This window comes from Streptomyces sp. NPDC052052 (assembly GCF_040680455.1).
Taxonomy (GTDB): Bacteria; Actinomycetota; Actinomycetes; order Streptomycetales; family Streptomycetaceae; genus Streptomyces.
In genome coordinates this window covers 14,353-30,996 of record NZ_JBFAWU010000030.1, presented here as the reverse complement: position 1 = coordinate 30,996, position 16,644 = coordinate 14,353, and the positions used below count along the sequence as shown (strand labels likewise).

The following is a 16,644-nucleotide window of genomic DNA, read 5'->3' as shown; positions in this document are numbered from 1 at the left end:
CCGAGGTGGCTGAGGGGGCCCGACCGCGAGGGGGCCCGTCAGGCCGGTCCGTGGCCCCCCGCCGGTGCGTCGTACGGCGCGCCCCGCCGTCCCCGGGTCACTTCGCGGGGATCAGCACCCCGGTCCGGTAGACCGTGCCCGCACAGGCGTTGGCGATCTTCGCCTCGGCGACCGGCGCCCCCGCCTCCGGTGTGTGCGTCACCGCAACGCTGCCGTCCAGCGTCCCGCCGTCCTCGCTGCCGAACTGCGCGGAGACGCCCGCAGACCCGTCGGCGGCACCCGTACCCGCACTGGCGGCGCCGTCCGACCCTTCCGTTTCGCCGCTCGGCGTCGGGCTCGGCGAGGATCCGGAGGCCGGACATGCGTCCTTCGGCACCCAGGCGAATCTCACTTCGTAGGACATGGAGGGCTTCAGCAGCACCGTCCCCTGCTCCTGCGAAGGGTCGGGCAGTCCGGCTGCCACGTCACCCGCGGTGTGCTGCACGACAGTGATCCTGGCCGGGTCGGCCGCGCCCATCGCCTGGACGCCCACGGTGCCGCTGCCGCTCACCGAACAGGTCTGGTCGGACACATTGGAGATCCGGAAGGTGCCGTACACCTTCCCGTCGGCCCCCGCCGCACCCGTCTGCGCCAGGGCAACACCGAGCTGCCGCGCATCGCAGGCCGCCACGGAGGCCGCCGAGGACGCCGGGTCGGCCGTCCCGCCGGCCAGGTCGCCGTCCGCGCCCTGGTCACCGCCGTCGGACGCGCTGTCGGTGTGGTCCGACTGGTTCCGGCCGCTGTTGTCCTGCCCGTAGGTGCTGCCGTCACTCTTCCCGTTGGCCCCCGCGTCGCTCTCGGCGCCGCTGCCACCCTGTGCCTGCTCCTCATGGCCGGCGATCGCGGGGCTTGCGGCGTTCGAGCCGTCGGACTTCGCGACATGGACGAGAGCGGGCACCGCAGTGCCGATGAGCAGCCCCGCCGCCGCCATGCCGACGATGGCCTGCCGCCGCCGGGCACGCCGGGCGGGCACCGCACGGTGCAGATGGTCGAGAACGCCCTCTCCGGGTTCGAGGTCCCGGACGGCCCCGTGCAGCATGCGGCGCAGCGCGGCCTCGTCCAGCTCGGCCAGGTCCTCCGAGCCGTCGTCGTTCCCCGAACCGGGGCCGCGGCCGAGATCCGCGTACGCGTCCGCCTGCGAGGCGTTCTCCGGCCCGTCGTTCACCATTCCGTTTCCAGCCCGGTCGTCTCGATGCTCACGTTCGTGGGCGTGCTCGTTCCTGCGGAAGCGCCGATTCATGCCTGAGCCTCCATCACGGCGCGCAGCGCCGCGATCCCGCGGGAGCCGTAGGCCTTCACCGAACCCAGGGATATGCCCAGCGCTTCGGCTGCCTGAGCCTCCGTCATGTCCGCGAAGTAGCGCAGCACCAGAACCTCCCGCTGGCGCCGTTGGAGCCCTCGCATCGCTTTGATCAGCGCGTCCCGCTCCAGCTGGTCGTACGCGCCCTCCTCCGCGCTCGCCATGTCCGGCATGGGCTTGGGCAACAGCTTCAGCCCGAGAATGCGGCGGCGCAGCGCGGAGCGCGACAGGTTCACGACGGTCTGGCGCAGATACGCGAGTGTCTTCTCGGGATCCCGCACCCGGTTGCGCGCCGAGTGCACGCGGATGAACGCCTCCTGCACCACGTCCTCGCAGGAGGCGGTGTCGTCCAGGAGCAGCGCCGCGAGGCCGAGCAGCGAACGGTAGTGAGCCCGGTAGGTCTCGGTGAGGTGGTCGACCGTGGTTCCGGCAGCCACGCTCTCCTCGGCGCGGTCGCGCTGCGACCGCAGCCGTGCGGGACGCGCAGCGGGCATGGGTGCGATCACCGGCCTACCGCCGGGCGCACGGAGCCGTCCGCGCGGACGCACCGAAGCGCCGCCCAGGGGGCCCACCACTGTGATATCGAGAACCTCTGCCACGCCAGTTGGACACGCTTCCCCCCGTCAGGGTTGTACGCGCGCAGCACCACGTTCGACGTGGCGCGAAATGCCCTCATACGTACCCGCTCTTCCCCGAATGCCCCGAATGTGCGCCTCGTTCCTGTGCGCCCCTCCGCGCACGAAGTGACCGCATAGACGCATGCTGTCCGGCCGCTGGTTGCAGTCGGCCGGAAGGTCATCGTCGGCTGCACCGACGCCCCAGCTCAAGAGGTTCAGACCTTCAACTTACTCACAGAGGTTTCACAGAGAGTGCGAAACGGGTTCGATCAGGACGAGGAGAGTTCGGCGGCCACCGACTCGGCGATCTGCGCGACGTTCAACGCCGCTCCCTTGCGGAGGTTGTCACCGCAGACGAACAGCTCCAGCCCCCGGGGATCGTCCAGTGACCTGCGCACCCGGCCGACCCAGGTCGGGTCGGTGCCGACGACGTCGGACGGTGTCGGGAAGTCCCCCGCGGCCGGGTTGTCGTACAGCACCACACCCGGTGCCGTCGCCAGGATCTCGTGGGCCCGGTCGACCGCGATCTCGTTCTCGAACCGCGCGTGCACGGACATCGAATGCGTCGCGACCACGGGTACGTACACACAGGTCGCCGCCACCCGCAGGCTCGGCAGGTCCAGGACCTTGCGGCACTCCTCACGGATCGCCAGTTCCTCCGAGGACCAACCGTCCCCGGCCTCGGTACCGGCCCAGGGCACCACGTTGAGGGCGACCGGCGCGGCAAAGGGGCCGTCTTCCGTCTCCCCCACGGCCCGGCGTACGTCCCCGGGCTTCGTGCCGAGTTCCGTGCCGGCCACCAGCGACAGCTGCTCGCGCAGCGCCGCGACGCCGTCCCGGCCCGCACCGCTCACCGCCTGGTACGAGGAGACCACGAGTTCCCGTACCCCGAATTCGGCGTGCAGTGCGCCGACCGCGACGATCAGCGAGAGCGTGGTGCAGTTCGGGCTCGCGACGATGCCGCGCGGCCTGATCCGTGCGGCGTGCGGGTTGATCTCGGGAACGACCAGCGGTACGTCCGGGTCCAGCCGGAACGCGGCGGAGTCGTCGACCACGACCGTGCCCTTGGCGGCGGCGATCGGCGCCCACTGGGCGGAGACGGCCTCGGGCACCAGGAACAGGGCCACGTCCACGTTGTCGAAGACGTCCTCGGTCAGTTCGAGGACCTCGCTCTCCTCGCCGCGCACGACCAGCTTGCGACCGGCCGAACGCGGCGAGGCGACCAGTTTCACCTCGCCCCAGATATCCGCGTGCTGCGAAAGGATCTGGAGCATGACACCGCCGATCGCCCCGGTCGCACCGACGACCGCGAGCGAAGGGCGGCGGGTGGTCATCGGCCGGTGCCTCCGTAGACGACGGCCTCGTCGGTGTCGCTGTCGAGACCGAAGGCGGTGTGCACGGCGCGCACGGCCTCGTTGACGTCGTCTGCCCGGGTGACCACCGAGATGCGGATCTCGGAGGTCGAGATGAGCTCGATGTTCACACCGGCGTCCGACAGCGCCTCGAAGAAGCCCGCCGTGACGCCCGGGTTGGTCTTCATGCCGGCGCCGACCAGGGAGATCTTCGCGATCTGGTCGTCGTAGCGCAGCGACTCGAACCCGATGGTGCCGCGGTTGCGCTCCAGGGCGTCGATGGCCTTGCGGCCCTCGGCCTTCGGCAGCGTGAACGAGATGTCGGTCAGACCGGTCGCCGCGGCGGAGACGTTCTGCACCACCATGTCGATGTTGACTTCCGCGTTCGCGATGGTGCGGAAGATCGCGGCGGCCTCGCCCGGCTTGTCGGGCACGCCGACAACGGTGATCTTGGCTTCGGAGACGTCGTGGGCGACTCCGGAGATGATTGCGTGCTCCACCTTCTGGTCCCCTTGCGGCTGGTTGCTGACCCAGGTTCCGCGGAGTCCCGAGAAGGACGAGCGGACGTGGATCGGGATGTTGTAGCGGCGCGCGTACTCCACGCACCGGTGCAGCAGCACCTTGGAGCCGGACGCAGCCAGCTCCAGCATGTCCTCGAAGGAGATCCAGTCGATCTTCCGGGCCTTCTTCACGACCCTCGGGTCGGCGGTGAAGACACCGTCCACATCGGTGTAGATCTCACAGACCTCGGCGTCCAGCGCGGCCGCGAGCGCGACGGCGGTGGTGTCGGACCCTCCGCGGCCGAGGGTGGTGATGTCCTTCTTGTCCTGGGACACCCCCTGGAACCCCGCGACGATCGCGATGTTCCCCTCGTCCAGCGCCGTACGGATACGGCCCGGCGTCACATCGATGATGCGTGCCTTGTTGTGGACCGAGTCGGTGATGACGCCCGCCTGGCTGCCGGTGAAGGACTGGGCCTCATGGCCCAGGTTTTTGATCGCCATGGCCAGCAGGGCCATGGAGATCCGCTCTCCAGCGGTCAGCAGCATGTCGAACTCACGCCCCGCAGGTATCGGGGATACCTGCTCGGCGAGATCGATCAACTCGTCCGTCGTGTCGCCCATCGCCGACACCACGACAACCACCTGGTTGCCGCTCTTCTTGGCATCGACGATTCGCTTGGCGACGCGCTTGATGCCCTCGGCATCGGCTACGGAGGAGCCTCCGTACTTCTGCACGACAAGGCCCACGTGCGCTCCTCGCTCAGTCCATTACTGCGGTCGGCTCAGTTTAACGAGCAGCCCGGAAACGCCCCGCCGATACCACATGGTGAGATGTCCCGCTCAACAAGTGATCCCCGGCGCGTCGTTCCGAACTGCTCGTACGGGGCTGCTGCCCGCCGATCGATCCCTTACTCCCGTAACTCCCGTATGTGGCCCGGCCCACACGGCCCGCACACGCGGCGAGCCGGTCCATGGCGCATGGGCCACCCACCTCCAGCGTGGACCGAAAACCCACGGCCCGCCCTTCGGGGGCCGCCACCATGCGTAAGCCGCTCCGGCGTGCTCCCCGCCCTCCTGGCCCTGCCGGGCTCCCGGGCTCTACTGCACCGGCCGCAGCCCCAGCGGAGCGGCGATCTCCTCGGCCATCACCCGGCCCGCCTCCTCGGCCAGGTCGTCGTCGACGGTCTCCGAGTCCGTGTCCAGGCCGTCCAGCTCCTGGAGCGGCTGGTTGAGCCGGATGTGGGCGATCAGGGACTGGAGGGCCCGCAGCGCGGCGGACGCGGTGGAGCCCCAGTTCGAGAAGTAGGAGAACTGCCACCACCACAGGGCCTCGGTCGCGCGGCCCTCCTCGTAGTGGGCCAGGCCGTGGCGCAGGTCGGTGACCAGGTCGGCCAGGTCGTCCGAGATACGGGCCGGGACCGGGGCCTTGCGGGGCTCGTACGGGTCGAAGACCTCGGAGTAGACGTCGATCGGCGCCAGCAGGGCGGCGAACCGCTCGCGCAGACCGTCGGCGTCCGGCTCGGCACCCAGATCCGGCTCGTAGCGCTCCTCCGGGACGATGTCCTCGTAGGCGCCGAGCCGGCCGCCCGCCAGCAGCAGCTGGGAGATCTGCAGCAGCAGGACGGGAACGGCCTCCTCGGGCTCCTCGACCTTGGACACCTCGGTGACCGCGACGATGAACGTCTTGATCTGGTCGGCGATCTGGACCGCGAAGTCGTCCGGGTCGTGCGTGACAGCGTTCAGCGTGGCGTCAGACATCGAGGGGACCTCCCGTGGGCACGGTCGCGAACGGTGAGTAGAACATAGCGTCGCTGAACGTAAAGCCGTCGTGAGCCGGGACCGGGACACCGGGCGTCGGGTCCGTGCCGGCCTCGCGCGTCGGGACCGTCCGGGCGTGGGCATCAGACATCGAGCAGGCGCCTCCCCTCGAAGGCGCGGCCCAGGGTGACCTCGTCCGCGTACTCCAGGTCCCCGCCCACCGGCAGGCCGCTGGCCAGCCTGGTGACCCGCAGGCCCATCGGCTTGACCATCCGCGCCAGGTACGTCGCGGTGGCCTCGCCCTCCAGGTTGGGGTCGGTCGCCAGGATCAGTTCCGTGACCGAACCGTCGGCGAGACGGGCGAGCAGCTCACGGATGCGCAGATCGTCGGGGCCGACCCCCTCGATCGGACTGATCGCGCCGCCGAGCACGTGGTACCGACCGCGAAACTCGCGGGTCCGCTCGATCGCCACGACGTCCTTCGGCTCCTCGACCACACAGATCACCGTCCGGTCGCGGCGCGCGTCCCGGCAGATGGTGCACTGCTCCTGCTGGGCGACATTGCCGCAGACCGTACAGAACCTGACCTTGTCCTTGACCTCCATGAGGGCATGGGCGAGGCGGCGCACATCGGTCGGTTCGGCCTGCAGGATGTGGAAGGCGATCCGCTGCGCGCTCTTGGGACCGACGCCGGGCAGCCTGCCCAGCTCGTCGATGAGGTCCTGAACCACGCCTTCGTACAACGGAACGCCTTCCTGGATGAGCTGTGCCTACAACCTACGAGTCCGGATCGCGGATCAGAAGGGATCCGGTGGATCCGGAGAGAATTCCGCAGGATCAGAAGGGGAGACCAGGCATGCCGCCCAGCCCCTGGGCCAGCGGGCCCAGCTTCTGCTGCTGGAGCTGCTGCGCGTTCTCGTTCGCCGCCTGGACCGCGGCGACGACGAGGTCCGCGAGCGTCTCGGTGTCCTCCGGGTCGACGGCCTTGGGGTCGATCACCAGAGCACGGAGCTCTCCGGAGCCGGTCACGGTCGCCTTCACGAGACCGCCACCCGCCTGACCCTCGACCTCGGTCCTGGACAACTCCTCCTGGGCCGCGGCGAGATCCTGCTGCATCTTCTGGGCCTGCTGCAGCAGCTGCTGCATATTGGGCTGACCACCACCGGGAATCACGGTCGCTCCTGGCAAATTCGACGACAAAATGTTTCGTTACGCCGAGCCTACGTGGTCACCGCACAGCTCGCCCCACCCACTGGCGAGCAACCCTTTCGAGTGAGTTTCAGACGGCGTCGGCTGGACTCCTATACCTGATCACAGGCCCCGCACACCCGGCGATACCGCGATTTCGACCCCACGGCCCACCATTCGGCGGTAGGAAGAGCATGCGCATCGGGGCACACAGGCCCCCGCGCGTCACGCAAAGTTACGTACGCGGGACAGTCGGCCAGCCGGAGAGCAGTGATCAGCCCAGCGTCGAAAACCCACGCCACCCGTCAGGCGTCGCTACGCAGAATGCAGAGGAGTACCCCGGTGAGTCAGCCGGAGATGCAGCCCGAAGGGATGCCCCGCAACGAGTCCGGCCCGGCCGGCTCGGCCGATCCCTCCGGTTCGGGCTCCGGTGCACGCGGCCGGGAAGCGCGGGGCAGGGATCTGACCGGCACGCCGTTCCCGCTCGGCGACTGGGGCGAACCCGCCGAACGCCTGGACGAGCTGTACCGCTGGGTCGAGGCCGAGGCGCTGCACACCGCCGACTGGTATCTGCGCGACCGGCTGTGGAAGCGGCGGGGTGCCAGGACGCTGCGGACCGGTACGGCCCTGGGGGCGGTGGCGGGCGCCGCGCTGCCGCTGCTCGACCTCACCGGGGTGCTGAACGGCGCGGCGGGCTGGGGCTATCTGTCGCTGCTGCTGGGTGCCGCCTGCATGGCGTGCGACCGGTACTTCGGCCTGACCTCGGGCTGGATAAGAAACCTCGCCACCGCCCAGGCCGTACAGCGGCGCCTGCGGGTGCTGCAGTTCGACTGGGCGTCGGAGTGCGTGCGCGAGGTGCTCGGCCCGACCGAGGGGACGGCCAGCGAGGCCGCCGAGCGGTGCCTGGGGGTGCTGCGGCGGTTCTCGGAGGACATCACGGAGCTCGTACGGACCGAGACCGCGGACTGGATGGTGGAGTTCCGGGCCGGGCCCGCGCCGATGGGAATGCAGGCACTGACCTCGGGCAGCGGGAACGGCGGCCGTACGGATCAGGGAGGGCCGCCGGGCCGGTTCCCGATGCAGACGATGGCCCGGCCGAACATGCCGCGGCAGCGGCCCCCGGATTCCCCCCGGTGAACGCACCGCGGTGACACCGGGGGCACCCGCCTCAGCTGAAGACGATCATGGAGCCCTGGGCGAGGCTGCGCGTGGCCGCCGCGTGCAGGCCCAGCCAGACGTGCCGCTCACGGGCGAAGGGGTTGTCGTCGTACGAGAACGGTCCGGCCGGCTCCTCCAGGGAGGTCGGCGCGGTGGGCGGCGCCGGGGCGGCCGGCGGGTTCGCCGGGTCGATGCCGAGGGACGGGGCGACGAACTCCAGCTCCCTCAGCAGCCCGTGCGCGGAGCCGAGCGGACCGCCGCCCTCCATGAGTTCGTCGGTGGAGAGCGGTGCGGCGAAGTCCAGCGGAACGTAGGCCCCCGCGTGGTCGTAGTGCCAGACCAGGTGGGACTGACGGGCCGTCGCCTCGAACATCTCCAGCAACTGCTCGTAGTCCCCGCCCAGTTCGTCGACGGGCGTGACGGCGAGGCCGCTGAGCTGGAGCAGGTAGGCGCGGCGCAGGAAGTGCAGTGCGTCGTAGTCGAAGCCCGCGACCGGGGCCACGTCGCCGGTCAGGCCCGGCATGTAGGCGTACACGGGCACGGGCGGCAGCCCGGCCTCGCCCAGTGCCTTGTCGAAGGCGGCTATCTCTTCGGCGAACGGGTTGTCGGGGCTCTGGCACAGCACATCGACGAGGGGGACCAGCCACAGGTCACAGGCCACGAAGTCTCGCTCTCCCACGGGGACACATCACCATATGCACAACGGTCGGGACAGCGTAATGCGGTGCGCCCGTCGCGCACAGTCGACCGCCGGTCACGTATGAGGGCGAGTCAGGGCCCGGATCGGCCAAGCGCGTTCGAGGCATCCGGTCGCACCGCCCCGGGAGCGGCTGCTACGGCGCTTCCGGTTCCGGCTCCTGACCGGTGGGGCGCGGGTCCTGGTCCGTTTGGCCGGGATGTTCCGGGACGAGCCAGTCGGCCCATTTCAGTGCGTGTGTGTTGAAGCCGTCGACCACCACGCGCACCGCATCGTGGTCGCCGCGCGTGATCGCCGCGACCAGTTCCGGATGGCCGTGCCAGAGCCATTCCCGGGCGCCCGCGACATGGCGCAGATACGGCACCGAGAACACCCAGACCTGGACGCGCAGCCGGTGCAGGAAGTCGTTGATGTACACATTGCCCATCAGCGTGCCCAGTTCACGCCAGAACCGCAGGTCGTAGCCGATGAGGATGTCGAGGTCACCGCCCTGTGCGGCCCGTGCCGCCTCCTGCGCCCTGCGGCGCACCGGGGCGAGGCAGTCCTGGTACGAGGCTATCTGAGCGTCCGACAGCTTCGGTGTCGGGAAGAAGCGACGGATGACTCCGTCCATCACCAGGGTGCGGGCCTCGACCATCGCCCGGTAGTCGACGACGGTGTACTCGTGCACCCGGAATCCGCGGTGCTGGTCCGATTCGAGCAGACCCTGCGCGGAGAGATCGAAGAGCGCCTCACGCACCGGTGTCGCCGAGACTCCGTACTGTTCGGCGATCTGTTTGACGGTGAACTCACGCCCCGGTTGGAGTCGCCCGGCGAGCACCTCGTCCCGCAACGCGTCCGCGATCTGCTGCCGCAGCGTACTGCGGGTCACAGCCCCGTTCGCGCGCATCATGCCCCCTCCGCATTCCTCGGTCCGGGTCACCTTAAGCCAGGGGCGGTGCACACGGTTCCGAACAGTGGGGGCAGATGCCGGGTGCTGCGGGGCCACCAGGGCCCCGCAGCCTGCCGGTATGTCCCTACACGGTGTGTTCGTCCGCGACCGACAGTGCCGCGTCGAGGGCGGCGAGTCCCTCCTTGGCCTCGGCCTCGGTGAGGGTGCAGGCCGGAACGGCGTGGGTGCGGTTCATGTTGATGAAGGGCCACAGACCGTTCTTCTTCGCCGCCGCGCCGAAGGCGGCCATCGGTGCGTTGGCCTCGCCCGCCGCGTTGTACGGGACCAGCGGCTCGCGGGTCTCCTTGTTGCGGACCAGGTCCAGCGCCCAGAACGCGCCGAGTCCGCGGACCTCGCCGACCGAGGGGTGAAGCTCCGCCAGTTCCCGCAGGCCGGGGCCGAGGACCGTCTCGCCGATCCGGGCGGCGTTCTCGACGACCTTCTCGTCCTCCATGACCCGGATGGTGGCGACCGCGGCCGCACAGGCCAGCGGGTGGCCGGAGTAGGTCAGTCCGCCCGGGTAGGGGCGGGTCTCGAAGGTGGCGGCGATCTCGGCGGAGATGGCGACACCGCCCAGCGGTACGTAGCCGGAGTTGACCCCCTTGGCGAACGTCATGAGGTCCGGCACCACGTCGAAGTGGTCGGCGGCGAACCACTTGCCGGTGCGTCCGAAGCCGGCCATGACCTCGTCGAGGACGAAGACGATGCCGTACCGGTCGCAGATCTCGCGTACGCCCGCGAGGTAGCCCGGCGGCGGCGTCATGATGCCCGCCGTGCCCGGGATCGTCTCCAGGACGATCGCGGCTACGGTGGCGGGGCCCTCGAAGACGAGGGTGTCCTCCAGGTGCTGGAGTGCGCGGGCGCACTCCTCGGCCTCGGTCTCGGCGTGGAACGGCGAACGGTAGAGGAACGGCGCCCAGAAGCGGACGACCCCGGCGGAGCCGTTGTCGGACGGCCAACGGCGCGGGTCACCGGTCAGGTTGATCGCGGTGGTGGTGGCGCCGTGGTACGAGCGGTAGGCGGAGAGCACCTTCGTACGGCCGGTGTGCAGCCGGGCCATCCTGACGGCGTTCTCGACCGCCTCGGCACCGCCGTTGGTGAAGAAGATCTTGTCCAGGTCGCCGGGGGTGTGCTCGGCGATGAGGCGTGCGGCCTCCGAGCGCGCCTCGATCGCGAACGCGGGGGCGAAGGTGGCGAGCTTGCCCGCCTGCTCCTGGATCGCGGCGACGACGACGGGGTGCTGATAGCCGATGTTGGTGAAGACGAGACCGCTGGTGAAGTCCAGGTAGCGGTTGCCGTCGTAGTCCCAGAAGTACGCGCCCTCGGCACCGGCGACCGCGAGCGGGTCGATCAGGCCCTGGGCGGACCAGGAGTGGAACACGTGCGCGCGGTCGGCGGCCTTCACGGCCGCACCGGCAGCGGGGTCGACATGAGGGGCTTGAGGGGTCATGCGCTGAGCGTAGGCGGTGTCGGGAGCGCGGGACATGACCACCTTGTATGGCGTGCGGCGCTCTGCTGGGCAGGGTGTCGGGTCGATGCGGCGGGACCGGTCCGTTCGTGGGAGGCGCCCGGCGGAGGGGGAAAGTGCGGGGCGGCACCGGCCACGCACCGGGTACGAACGGCCGGAAACCAGGCCTGCCGGGGTGTGACGCACGCCGCTATTCTCGACGCGTCCGGCGTGACGCCGTACGGGGGGAGGACACGCACCATGGAGAGGCTCGGGTCCGCCGACCCACAACGCATCGGTGGCTACCGCCTGTTGGGCCGGCTCGGCTCGGGTGGCATGGGCCAGGTCTATCTGGCCCGCTCCGACCGCGGTCGCACCGTCGCGATCAAGCTGGTGCGCCGCGAGCTCGCCGCGCAGCAGGAATTCCGCGCCCGCTTCCGCCAGGAGGTGCACGCCGCCCGCCGGGTCGGCTCCGTCTGGACCGCACCCGTGCTGGACGCCGACACCGAGGCCGCCGTGCCCTGGGTCGCGACCGGGTACGTCGCCGGGCCCTCCCTCCGGTCCACGGTCTCCGGCCCCACGGGGGCGGCTTCCGGCGGGTACGGCCCCCTGCCCGAGCGTTCCGTCCACATCCTGGGCGCCGGTCTCACCCACGCCCTCCAGGCCATCCATGCCGCCGGGCTCATCCACCGCGATCTCAAGCCCTCCAACGTCCTGCTGACGATCGACGGGCCGCGCGTCATCGACTTCGGTATCGCACGGGCACTCGACCCCGCCACCGAGAGCAGCCTCACCCGCACCGGCGCCCTGGTCGGTTCGCCCGGCTTCATGGCGCCCGAGCAGGTCCGCGGTGAGCGGGTGACCCCGGCGTGCGACGTCTTCTGCCTCGGCTCGGTGCTGGCGTACGCGTCGACCGGACGGCTTCCGTTCGGGGCGTCCGACAGCGGTGTGCACGCGCTGATGTTCCGGATCGCTCAGGAGCCCCCGGACCTGACCGGCGTCCCGGTGGACCTCGTCGAACTGATCGGGGACTGTCTGCGCAAGGATCCGGCGGCCCGTCCGACGACGGACGCGATCCTGGAGCGGCTCGTCGAGGGCGACGCGTCGGAGCCCTGGCTCCCGGGCGCGCTCATCGCCCAGCTCGGCCGTCATGCCGTGGAACTGCTGGACTCCGAGGACCCGACGGAGGCCGCCGGGCAGGCACCCGCCGCGGACCGGGCCACACCAGCGCCTGCGGCGGGTGCAGTGCCCGCGGCGGGTGCGGTGCCTGCGAGACCCTCGGCACCCGTCGACCGTCCCGCCCCCGCGCCCCCCGGCGTCGTCCCCATGCTTCCCACGGTGGCCGGCACCCCGGCGGCGCCCACCGCGCCCGTTCCGCCCGCTCCCGGGTACGGGTACCCGCAGCCGCCCGCCCCGCCGTATCCGGGCGGCTCCTTCGGCGCCCCGCAGGTCGGCCACTCCGCGTACGGATACCCGCAGTATCAGCAGTACCCACAGCACCCGCAGTACCCGCAGCAGTCGCAGTACCAGCAGCAGCCCGGTTTCGGATCCACGCCTCCGTACGGCCCCCTCCACCCCGCCGCGCCGCAGTCCGAGGCCGAACCCACCCGTCGGGGCCGGGGTCCGACGATCGCCCTCGTCGCCCTCGTCATGCTCGTGGCGGCCGGCGCGGGCGGTTCCGTCTACGCGCTCATGCACAACGGAGGACCGACGTCCAAACCCTCCCCCACCGCCTCCGCTCCCCCTTCCCCGTCGCGCTCCCCCGCCGGCGACGATGCTCCGTCCCCGGATCCGGACGTCTCCCCCTCCGACAAGGAGAGCAGCAGCAGCGGCGCGGTGCCGGCCGGCTTCCTCGGCAGTTGGTCGGGTTCCATCGACAATTCGACCGGCCACTCCACCCGGGAGCTGGTCATCCAGCAGGGCGCGGTCGGCGAGACCGTCCTCACGCTCACCGCGGACGGCCCGCTCGACGGCGGAGGCTCGTACCACTGCGTCTTCCAGGCGGACCTGACCGAGGAGCCGTCCCCGGACGGCCCGGTGGAGATCGGCCCCTCCACGGTCGTCGTCGGCGAACCCATGTCGTCCTGCACCGCGGGCAAGGCCACCACGCTGACCCTGCTCCCGGACGGCTCCCTGCGACGCCGGAACACGGCCAGCGGCGAGCAGCTCACCTACACCAGGGCCGACTGATCAGACCGGGCCGCGCACTCAACACAGCAGCGCGCAAGCCGCGTTGAGCAGCATCAGGGTGTGCACGAACCTGTCGGGCGCGGCGGGCGGGAAGTACCACGCGAGCGGCCAGGTACGGCCGCACAGGGCGGGAATCGGCACGTAACTGATCCGGCCCACCGTGGCGTTCAGCGCAGTGGCTCCGGCCGGCCAGGCCTTGTGCGCGGTACTGCCGGCCGGGACGAGGAAATACACCGCCCGCCGTCCGTTCGCCTCGGTGACGACGGGGCCCGGTTCACCACCGGTGATCGCCTCCATGAAGTGGGCGAGCCGCCTCCCTTCATCGCCGTCCACACGCACGGCGTCGAATTGGACGCCTGCTTTCCGGAGGTGGAATCCGGAAGCCGGAATCCACTCAAGGTTCAGCTCACTCTTCGGTGCATTCACAGGGCCAGTCTTGCCCCGATTGGCTAGCGTTTTCTGTGACTGAAGAGGGGCGTCGCACACTCGTTGACCTGCGCTAACTCCCCTGCATCTCAGTTGAGTTCGATGAGTTCGCGTAGTGACCGGTTGAGTCCGGTTGAGTCGAAAAGGGATCGCAATGGCACGATCGGAAAACAAGGAAATGGCTAGCCCGACAGCACAGTTGGTGGCCGATGTCGCCCGTTCGATGCGGATCAGGAGGAAGCTGACGCAGGAGCAGCTTGGCGCCGAAATCGGCTATTCGGCGGCTGCGGTCAGCGCGATGGAGACCTGTGCGCAGCCTGCGAGCGATGACATGCTGGCAGGCTTGGAGCACGTGCTCGGGGATGGGGCGGGCATCTTCGAGACCGCAAGAAAGTACATCCGGATGGAGAAGTATCCGGATGAGTTCAAGAACTACGTGCTGCTGGAGCAGGCAGCACTGGGACTCCAGCTGTTCTCGATGAACTTCATCCATGGTCTCTTCCAGACCGAGTCGTATGCACGAGCCCTGATTGGCGGCGGCTACCCACCGCTGCCTCACGAGCGGGTGGAGGAGCTGGTCGAGGCCCGGATCGCGCGCAACGTGCTCCTCCACCGGGAACCGTCTGCCCTGGTCGAGCTGGTCCTGGAAGAGTCTGTACTGAGGCGGGTCATCGGCAGTAAGGCGATCATGCGGGACCAAATGCGACATCTCGCAGAGTGTGCGCGTCGCCGCAATGTCACCGTGCAGGTACTGTCTCTGGACTCCGGTTCCAGCGGAGAGCATGCCGGAGGGCACGGCAGTCTGAGCGTGGTGGAGACCTCGGACCATCAGCACCTCGTCTACCTGGAGGTACAGGAGGAGAGTTGGTTGCTGAGCGACCCGGCAAAGGTGAGTACATACGCTCAGCGGTGTGCGAAGATCCGGGCACAGGCCCTGGATCCTCGTGAATCGCTGGGCCTCATCGAGCAGTTGGCAGGAGACGAGGCATGAGCAACACCCTGCATTGGTTCAAGTCCAGCTTCAGCAATGCCAATGGCGGTGACTGCATCGAGGTGGCCTTCAACTGGCGCGCGTCGTCATACAGCAACGCCAATGGCGGTGAGTGCGTCGAGGTGGCCGCCTGCCCCCACGCCGTCCACGTCCGGGACTCCAAGGTGCCCGCAGGGCCCACCTTCGCCGTCGCACCCGACGCGTGGTCGACGTTCCTCGCCTGGGCGAACTGATTCGTCTCTTCATACCGGGCACAGGCCCTGGGCCCTCGTGAATCGCTGGGCCTCATCGAGCGGTTGGCAGGAGACAAGGTATGAACAACACCCTGCGTTGGTTCAAGTCCAGCCACAGCGACAGCGGCGGCGGCAACTGCGTCGAGGTGGCGTTCAACTGGCACACGTCCTCGTACAGCAGCGACAGCGGCGGCCAGTGCGTCGAGGTGGCCGCCTGCCCCCACGCCGTCCACGTCCGGGACTCCAAGGTGCCCGCAGGGCCCACCTTCGCCGTCGCGCCGGACGCATGGTCGACGTTCCTCAGCTGGGCGAACTGACGCTGACGGGGCCGGTCCCACCTCGGCCCCGAGGCGTCACCGGGCCGACGGCTTGACCGACATCAGCAGATGCTGATGAGCAGGGTGCGCCGCATCCCGTGTCGCGTCCTCCTCGGACCCCCACCCGGTGACCATCGCACGCTGCCCGGGGCCCAGCAGATCGAACCGGACCACGGGTGCGTCGAACGAGGCCAGCGCATCCATCAGATACGCGGGGTTGAAGGCGACGGTCAGCTCATCGACTCCCCCGAGAGCGGCGGGAAGACGCTGGGAGGCCACATCGTCCCCGTAACCCGCCCGAAGCAGCAATGAGGCTTCGGAGAACGTCAGTCGGAGCGGGCTGCCGCCCTCCGCGACCACCGCGACCCGCTTGACGGCCTCGACCAGGGGAGCCCGCTCCACCACCGCGCGGACAGGGTCCGCCATGGCGAACAGCTTGTCGTGGCGCGGCAGTCGGCTGTCGAGCAGCCGCACCGTGGTACGCATACCGGCCAGTTCGAAACCGGCTGAACTGTCGTCCAGGGCGAGTCGGACCATTCCGCCCCGGCCGAAGGAGCGGGCGGTCTCGGCCAGTCTGCGGGCGGAGACGACGACATCGGCAGATATGTCGCCCTTCCCCGGTTTCCACGGAAGCGTGCGGACCGCGAACCGGTAGCGGTCCGTGGCCGCCAGCGTCATCGTGTCGCCGTCGAGCGCCAGCCGGATGCCCGTCAGGGCCGGCAGCGTGTCGTCCCGGCCCGCCGCCACCGTCACATGGGCGACGGCCGCGGCGAACTCCTCCGCTTCCACCGCCCCCAGCACCTCCGGCAGTGCCGGGAGCGCCGGATAGTCGTCGAACGGCAGGACCGAGAGCCCGAACCGGGCGCTGCCGCTCGTCAGCGAGAACCTCGAACCCTCGACCCCGCACTCCACCACGCCCTCGGGCAGCACCCGGCAGACATCGAGCAGTCGGCGGCCCACGACCAGCGCCTTCCCGGCCCGTATGGTCTCCGCCTCCACCTCGATGCGGGCGGACGCCTCGTCGTCGAGGCCCGAGACGCGCAGCCGGCCGTCGGCCGCCTCCAAAAGCAGCCCGCCCAGCACGGGAACGAGCGAACGTGTGGGCAGCACCCGGGCCGCCCAGGCCACGGCATCGGTCCAGGCACTGCGCTCGATGCGGAACTCCATGACGACGGCCCCTCCCGCTCGTCTCTGCGATCACCGTCGTGACCGTGAGCCGACCCTAGGGGCCACCACTGACAACGGGAGAAACAAAGGGAGTTGCGCGCGACGGCAGCGGCCACCCCCGTAGGCCGCTGCCGTCGCCCCGTGCCCCTCCGCCGAGGGGTCTCGCACCCGTGTTCGGACTGTAGGACTCCGGGTAGACGACCGGAAGATTCAGTTCGCACCGTGTGGGCCGTCAGAGGTATCAGTCCGCACAGCCAGGCCGATACGCTCCATTCCGGTTCCGGCAGGACACAGAAGGACGAACGGAGGCTACGTGCACGTGCGGGAACG

General features: G+C 69.8%; 17 protein-coding genes. 5 read left to right on the top strand and 12 right to left on the bottom strand.

Translation table 11 applies throughout. The annotated features are described in order from the left end of the window. Positions 1-97 precede the first annotated feature (97 nt). From AB0L71_RS29175 to AB0L71_RS29145, 7 genes are all read right to left on the bottom strand, one after another. Positions 98-1,279 (bottom strand): hypothetical protein, encoded by a 1,182-nt coding sequence (locus AB0L71_RS29175; protein WP_365248485.1) that lies wholly within the window; start codon positions 1,277-1,279, stop codon positions 98-100. Continuing rightward, positions 1,276-1,833, bottom strand: a complete 558-nt coding sequence (locus tag AB0L71_RS29170) for a SigE family RNA polymerase sigma factor (RefSeq protein WP_365248483.1) — start codon at positions 1,831-1,833, stop codon at positions 1,276-1,278. The genes AB0L71_RS29175 and AB0L71_RS29170 overlap by 4 nt, the downstream gene beginning before the upstream one ends. A 392-nt stretch (positions 1,834-2,225) precedes the next feature. Beyond that, entirely contained in the window at positions 2,226-3,290 is a 1,065-nt protein-coding gene (locus AB0L71_RS29165) for an aspartate-semialdehyde dehydrogenase (RefSeq protein WP_365248481.1), read from the bottom strand. After that, a complete protein-coding gene (locus AB0L71_RS29160; protein ID WP_365248479.1) occupies positions 3,287-4,558 on the bottom strand; it encodes an aspartate kinase in 1,272 nt (423 codons plus the stop codon). The genes AB0L71_RS29165 and AB0L71_RS29160 overlap by 4 nt, the downstream gene beginning before the upstream one ends. 351 nt (positions 4,559-4,909) lie before the next feature. Further along, entirely contained in the window at positions 4,910-5,569 is a 660-nt protein-coding gene (locus tag AB0L71_RS29155) for a DUF5063 domain-containing protein (RefSeq protein WP_365248477.1), read from the bottom strand. Between the two features lie 143 nt (positions 5,570-5,712). After that, positions 5,713-6,312, bottom strand: a complete 600-nt coding sequence (recR, locus tag AB0L71_RS29150) for a recombination mediator RecR (protein ID WP_365248475.1) — start codon at positions 6,310-6,312, stop codon at positions 5,713-5,715. A 94-nt stretch (positions 6,313-6,406) separates the two neighbouring features. After that, positions 6,407-6,742, bottom strand: coding sequence for a YbaB/EbfC family nucleoid-associated protein (locus tag AB0L71_RS29145; RefSeq protein ID WP_365248473.1), 336 nt, complete (start codon positions 6,740-6,742; stop codon positions 6,407-6,409). A gap of 357 nt (positions 6,743-7,099) precedes the next feature. On the opposite strand from AB0L71_RS29145, the gene AB0L71_RS29140 reads away from it, so the two are divergent. After that, positions 7,100-7,894 carry an SLATT domain-containing protein gene (locus tag AB0L71_RS29140; protein ID WP_365248471.1) on the top strand — a complete coding sequence of 265 codons (795 nt, stop codon included), beginning with the start codon at positions 7,100-7,102 and terminating at the stop codon, positions 7,892-7,894. Positions 7,895-7,925: 31 nt separating this feature from the next. Here the strand turns inward: AB0L71_RS29140 and AB0L71_RS29135 are convergent, their stop codons facing one another. From AB0L71_RS29135 to AB0L71_RS29125, 3 genes are all read right to left on the bottom strand, one after another. Further along, positions 7,926-8,576, bottom strand: coding sequence for a hypothetical protein (locus AB0L71_RS29135; RefSeq protein ID WP_365248574.1), 651 nt, complete (start codon positions 8,574-8,576; stop codon positions 7,926-7,928). 172 nt (positions 8,577-8,748) lie between these two features. Continuing rightward, complete coding sequence (locus AB0L71_RS29130) at positions 8,749-9,501, bottom strand: GntR family transcriptional regulator (RefSeq protein WP_365248572.1); 753 nt, start codon at positions 9,499-9,501, stop codon at positions 8,749-8,751. A gap of 127 nt (positions 9,502-9,628) precedes the next feature. Further along, entirely contained in the window at positions 9,629-10,993 is a 1,365-nt protein-coding gene (locus AB0L71_RS29125) for an aspartate aminotransferase family protein (RefSeq protein ID WP_365248469.1), read from the bottom strand. A 258-nt stretch (positions 10,994-11,251) separates the two neighbouring features. Here AB0L71_RS29125 and AB0L71_RS29120 point away from each other — a divergent pair, with 258 nt between their 5' ends. Next, on the top strand, positions 11,252-13,180 hold the full coding sequence (locus AB0L71_RS29120; RefSeq protein ID WP_365248467.1) for a serine/threonine-protein kinase: 1,929 nt from the start codon (positions 11,252-11,254) through the stop codon (positions 13,178-13,180). Between the two features lie 18 nt (positions 13,181-13,198). Here AB0L71_RS29120 and AB0L71_RS29115 read toward each other — a convergent pair whose 3' ends face one another. Next, the gene (locus AB0L71_RS29115; protein WP_365248570.1) at positions 13,199-13,585 is read right to left on the bottom strand and encodes a hypothetical protein; all 387 of its coding nucleotides are present in this window, start codon (positions 13,583-13,585) and stop codon (positions 13,199-13,201) included. Between the two features lie 175 nt (positions 13,586-13,760). Here AB0L71_RS29115 and AB0L71_RS29110 point away from each other — a divergent pair, with 175 nt between their 5' ends. From AB0L71_RS29110 to AB0L71_RS29100, 3 genes are all read left to right on the top strand, one after another. Continuing rightward, positions 13,761-14,597 carry a helix-turn-helix transcriptional regulator gene (locus tag AB0L71_RS29110; protein WP_365248465.1) on the top strand — a complete coding sequence of 279 codons (837 nt, stop codon included), beginning with the start codon at positions 13,761-13,763 and terminating at the stop codon, positions 14,595-14,597. Continuing rightward, on the top strand, positions 14,594-14,830 hold the full coding sequence (locus AB0L71_RS29105) for a DUF397 domain-containing protein (protein ID WP_365248463.1): 237 nt from the start codon (positions 14,594-14,596) through the stop codon (positions 14,828-14,830). Before AB0L71_RS29110 ends, AB0L71_RS29105 begins: the two co-directional genes overlap by 4 nt. An 80-nt stretch (positions 14,831-14,910) precedes the next feature. Next, the gene (locus AB0L71_RS29100) at positions 14,911-15,147 is read left to right on the top strand and encodes a DUF397 domain-containing protein (RefSeq protein ID WP_365248461.1); all 237 of its coding nucleotides are present in this window, start codon (positions 14,911-14,913) and stop codon (positions 15,145-15,147) included. 36 nt (positions 15,148-15,183) lie between these two features. Here AB0L71_RS29100 and dnaN read toward each other — a convergent pair whose 3' ends face one another. Beyond that, the gene (gene dnaN, locus AB0L71_RS29095) at positions 15,184-16,314 is read right to left on the bottom strand and encodes a DNA polymerase III subunit beta (protein WP_365248459.1); all 1,131 of its coding nucleotides are present in this window, start codon (positions 16,312-16,314) and stop codon (positions 15,184-15,186) included. Between the last annotated feature and the right edge of the window lie 330 nt (positions 16,315-16,644).

What these genes read in the sequence shown, in the direction of transcription:
- dnaN (WP_365248459.1), bottom strand. Translation starts at nt 16,314, where the DNA reads ATGGAGTTCCGCATCGAGCGCAGTGCCTGGACCGATGCCGTGGCCTGG.
- AB0L71_RS29175 (WP_365248485.1), bottom strand. Translation starts at nt 1,279, where the DNA reads ATGAATCGGCGCTTCCGCAGGAACGAGCACGCCCACGAACGTGAGCAT.
- AB0L71_RS29125 (WP_365248469.1), bottom strand. Translation starts at nt 10,993, where the DNA reads ATGACCCCTCAAGCCCCTCATGTCGACCCCGCTGCCGGTGCGGCCGTG.
- AB0L71_RS29155 (WP_365248477.1), bottom strand. Translation starts at nt 5,569, where the DNA reads ATGTCTGACGCCACGCTGAACGCTGTCACGCACGACCCGGACGACTTC.
- AB0L71_RS29130 (WP_365248572.1), bottom strand. Translation starts at nt 9,501, where the DNA reads ATGCGCGCGAACGGGGCTGTGACCCGCAGTACGCTGCGGCAGCAGATC.
- AB0L71_RS29110 (WP_365248465.1), top strand. Translation starts at nt 13,761, where the DNA reads ATGGCACGATCGGAAAACAAGGAAATGGCTAGCCCGACAGCACAGTTG.
- AB0L71_RS29100 (WP_365248461.1), top strand. Translation starts at nt 14,911, where the DNA reads ATGAACAACACCCTGCGTTGGTTCAAGTCCAGCCACAGCGACAGCGGC.
- AB0L71_RS29105 (WP_365248463.1), top strand. Translation starts at nt 14,594, where the DNA reads ATGAGCAACACCCTGCATTGGTTCAAGTCCAGCTTCAGCAATGCCAAT.
- AB0L71_RS29170 (WP_365248483.1), bottom strand. Translation starts at nt 1,833, where the DNA reads ATGCCCGCTGCGCGTCCCGCACGGCTGCGGTCGCAGCGCGACCGCGCC.
- AB0L71_RS29165 (WP_365248481.1), bottom strand. Translation starts at nt 3,290, where the DNA reads ATGACCACCCGCCGCCCTTCGCTCGCGGTCGTCGGTGCGACCGGGGCG.
- AB0L71_RS29120 (WP_365248467.1), top strand. Translation starts at nt 11,252, where the DNA reads ATGGAGAGGCTCGGGTCCGCCGACCCACAACGCATCGGTGGCTACCGC.